1 protein-coding gene is annotated in these 3,893 nt (G+C 38.5%); it reads left to right on the top strand.

Going from position 1 to position 3,893, the window contains the following annotated elements:
• Positions 1–3,893: hypothetical protein (locus ENL20_11815; GenBank protein ID HHE39241.1), on the top strand; the 3,893-nt coding region annotated here is incomplete at both ends.

Raw genomic sequence — 3,893 nt, forward strand, 5'->3', positions numbered from 1 at the left:
GTCTCTTATGATCTGGATAATTTAGACGGACCGGAGCATTGGTATCATATTGCTGTAACTTGGAACAAACACGGTTCTCTTGTAGATTATAATTTATATATCAATGGAGATTTGAAAGATTCCGAGACCGATAAAACCTGGCTTGACCCCGGCAATTATTTTTATCTTGGCGGAGGGAATGCAGGAAATGTTCAGGGAAAAGGAAAATTCGATGAAGTTCATATCTGGGATATTTCCAAAAACGAACAGGAAATCAGAGAATACATTCATATAGGAAATAACTATTGGACGAACGGGCTGCTTGCAAAATGGCAGTTCAATCAAAGTACGGGGACAATTATTCCCGATTTGGTAAATAATTATGAGGCAACGCTCAATAATATGACAGATGACGATTGGGTAACTTCAAATATTTCATTCGGGACAGGATTTGTGAATTCACAGGTTGTTTCTACAACCGGCAGTGTTGTTTTCGATAATACCGATTTAGAGATGAATTTTACCGAAAAAAACGGAACGGATACTTTTGTTGTAAGTAAAATCAATCTCGCACCGAATGTATTGCCGACTGATCCTGAAGATGTTTTTGATGATCAATACTGGATTGTAAATAATTATGGAAACGGAACTTTTGAAACAAACATAACCTTTCAACCGGCAGAAACAATAAGCACCTGGATGCAATCAAATCCCGATTATCTGAAATTATTCAAGAGAAACAGTAATGCGATTGATGATTGGAGTTTTGCAGCAGCGGCTTCATCGGCAGATGCGAGTTCAAATACGGTAACATTTGAAAATATTACAGATTTCAGTCAGTTCATTATCTGTGGAGATGTTTTACCGGAAATCACAAGTACAAATCCTGTGGATAATGAAATAAACAGAGATTGGAGTTCGCGGGTTTATATCGAATTCGATGAGGATATAACGGTCGGAGAAGGAAATGTTATCATAAAAAAAACAAGTGATAATTCGGTTATTGCCGATGTTCCGGCAAGTTCTTGCACTGCTATAAACGGTAAAGATGTAGAAATTAATTTCGGTGTTCAACTGGAACAATTAACCTCATATTATATTTTAATTGAAGATAATGCTTTTAAGGATATTTACGGTGGATATTATAATGGGATTGACGACCCGAACACCTGGAATTTCACGACCGGAGAAACAGAATCAATTCCCGGTTACGCAGTGGAATTCGACGGAATTGATGATTATGAAAATATCGGACATCACAACAGTCTGGATATTACCGGAGACATTACAATCGAGTGTTGGATAAAACCGGAAACACATTCCGATTTTGCCAGGATTATCGCAACGCCTTCTACTTTTGACCGAAAATATATTATTGCTCTCGGAGACGACGAAGGCGAATTTGCGTTCGCATCTCAGCCTGACGGGGAATCACAACACAAGGCGATTTCTCATCTGACAAATTTAAATATTAACGAATGGAATCATATTGCCTGCGTTGTGGACGGAACAATAATTAAATTATATATAAACGGAACTCGGATACAATCAATGATGTTAACAAGCAGTTTTACTTTTACCGGAACAGATGTATGGCTGGGAATGAAACAGGATGGCACTAATGCATTTGATGGCTGCATTGATGAACTTCGGATTTGGAATATTGTTCGTTCTGAAGATGAAATCCGCGAAAATATGTGTCAAACCCTGTCAGGAAACGAAACCGGTTTAGTAAGTTACTGGCAATTCAATGAAGGAAGCGGTTCAATTGCCAAAGACTGGATTTCGGGAAATAATGCGGAATGGAGAAATCCCGGACGTTCCGGTTGGGTAGATTCCAATATTCCCTTTGGAATCGTAACTACTGTTTCTCATCAATTCGGAGAAACGGGAGTTTATGATTATTCTGCAGCCGATGTTTCTCTGGAGATCACTTCCTTCACACCCGATGAAGAGGACTCGCTTAAAGTGGCAATTACCCGAATCGATAATGCTCCCAATTCTATTCCCGATAGCATAGATTATGCTTATGATGATCAGTATTGGGTTTTTACCGATGACGGAAATGCCTTTTTCAATTCAAATATAACCTTTACTTTGAACGAGGATTTGGATGAAGATGACGAATCTTTTCCGAATACGGTTGCACTATATAAGCGAAATACAGGTTCGGAGAACGGATGGATATTTTACGATCGAGCGATAGCCGTAGATGCTGCGGCTAATTCGGTAACTTTCGAGAACATAAATAATTTTTGCCAGTTTATTGTGGCAAAGAACACGAATTATCCGGAACCGGAAGGAATCGCCGGCAATTGTCTGGATTTTGACGGAACCGATGATTATATAGAAGTATCTAATGAGAATGCTTTTGATTTTTTCAATCAATTCACAGTTGAATTATGGGTTTATACCGAATCCGTAGGAGAAGAAACACATTATTATACTCTAATGACCAAGGGAATTGATGATTGGACAATAGATTTTCTGGTTGATGAAGGTATGTATAATTACTTTTATTTTTATCTTCCGGGTATTGACAGTGAGATTTACGCTTATGTGGATTCAACCGAAATTTACGACAAATGGAATCATCTTGCTTTTGTTTATGACGGAACTTCCGAAAATGACGGTTATGTTGCTATTTATCTGAATGGCGAAAAAAGTGCTACAAGTTGGGCTTATGGAAATTTACCGAGTAATGCAAATCCGGTAACTATTGGTAAAGATCAGGATGACCATCAATATTATTTTGACGGTAAAATGGATGAAGTTCATATTTGGCGGGTCGCTCGTTCGCAGGAACAGATCCGCGAAAATATGCATAGATCACTTTTTGGATATGAAAGCGGACTTGTCAGTAATTTTCAGTTCAACGAGAGTTCGGGAATAACCGCTTCGGATGTGATAAATGGAAATAATGGAACTTTGATGAATATGAACAATGATGATTGGGTATATTCCGTGATTCCTTTTGGTGTCGGAGATAGTGATACACAAATCGTCAGCACAATCGGAAATGTGAGTTTCTCTGATGTGGGTCTGGAAATGGATTTTTCGGCAAAAACCGGCACAGACACACTTGTCGTTACTCGTATCAATACATTGTCAAACATCAATCCGACTCAACCAGACGAAGTCTTTGATGCTCAATACTGGGTTGTAAATCGTTTCGGAGACGGAACATTTGAAACCGATCTGACATTTACGATAACTGAAGATTTGACTGAGGAATATGAATCTTATCCAACTCAGCTCAAATTATACACGCGGGAAAGTAATGCTTACGGAGATTGGGAATATATCACTTATGCAAGTTCGGTAGATCTTTCTGAAAATTCCGTAACTTTCGAGGGAATTACCGAGTTCAGTCAGTTCATTATCGGCAGGAAAAATCCGCCCGACAGAATTCCCGGAACTGCTCTTGATTTCGATGGAACCGATGATTATGTGAGCATTCCTCTGATCCTTCCGGATGACGGAACTATAGAGTTCTGGTGTTATCCCTATTCATTTTATAATTATAATACATTATTTGATAACAGTATCGATGAAAATGACTGGGAAATGTGGATTTATGATACCGGATTTTTAAAATTCAGAATTGAAAATGACGGATATGTTTCCTATGATTTGAATAATCTTTTCGGAGCGAATTATTGGTATCATATAGCATTAACCTGGGATAAACATAATTCACTTGTAGATTATGACCTGTATATAAACGGAGATTTAATGGATTCCGAAACTGATATGACTTGGCTCGATCCCGGAGATTTTTTCTATCTCGGCGGAGGAAATTCAGGGAATACTTCCGGAAATTACAAAATCGACGAACTTCGAATATGGGGTGATGTCAGAACGGAAACCGAAATTCGCGAATCCATACATCATCCTGTTACCGGAGTGGAAAA

The sequence above is a fragment of the Candidatus Cloacimonadota bacterium genome (assembly GCA_011372345.1).
Taxonomy (GTDB): domain Bacteria; phylum Cloacimonadota; class Cloacimonadia; order Cloacimonadales; family TCS61; genus DRTC01.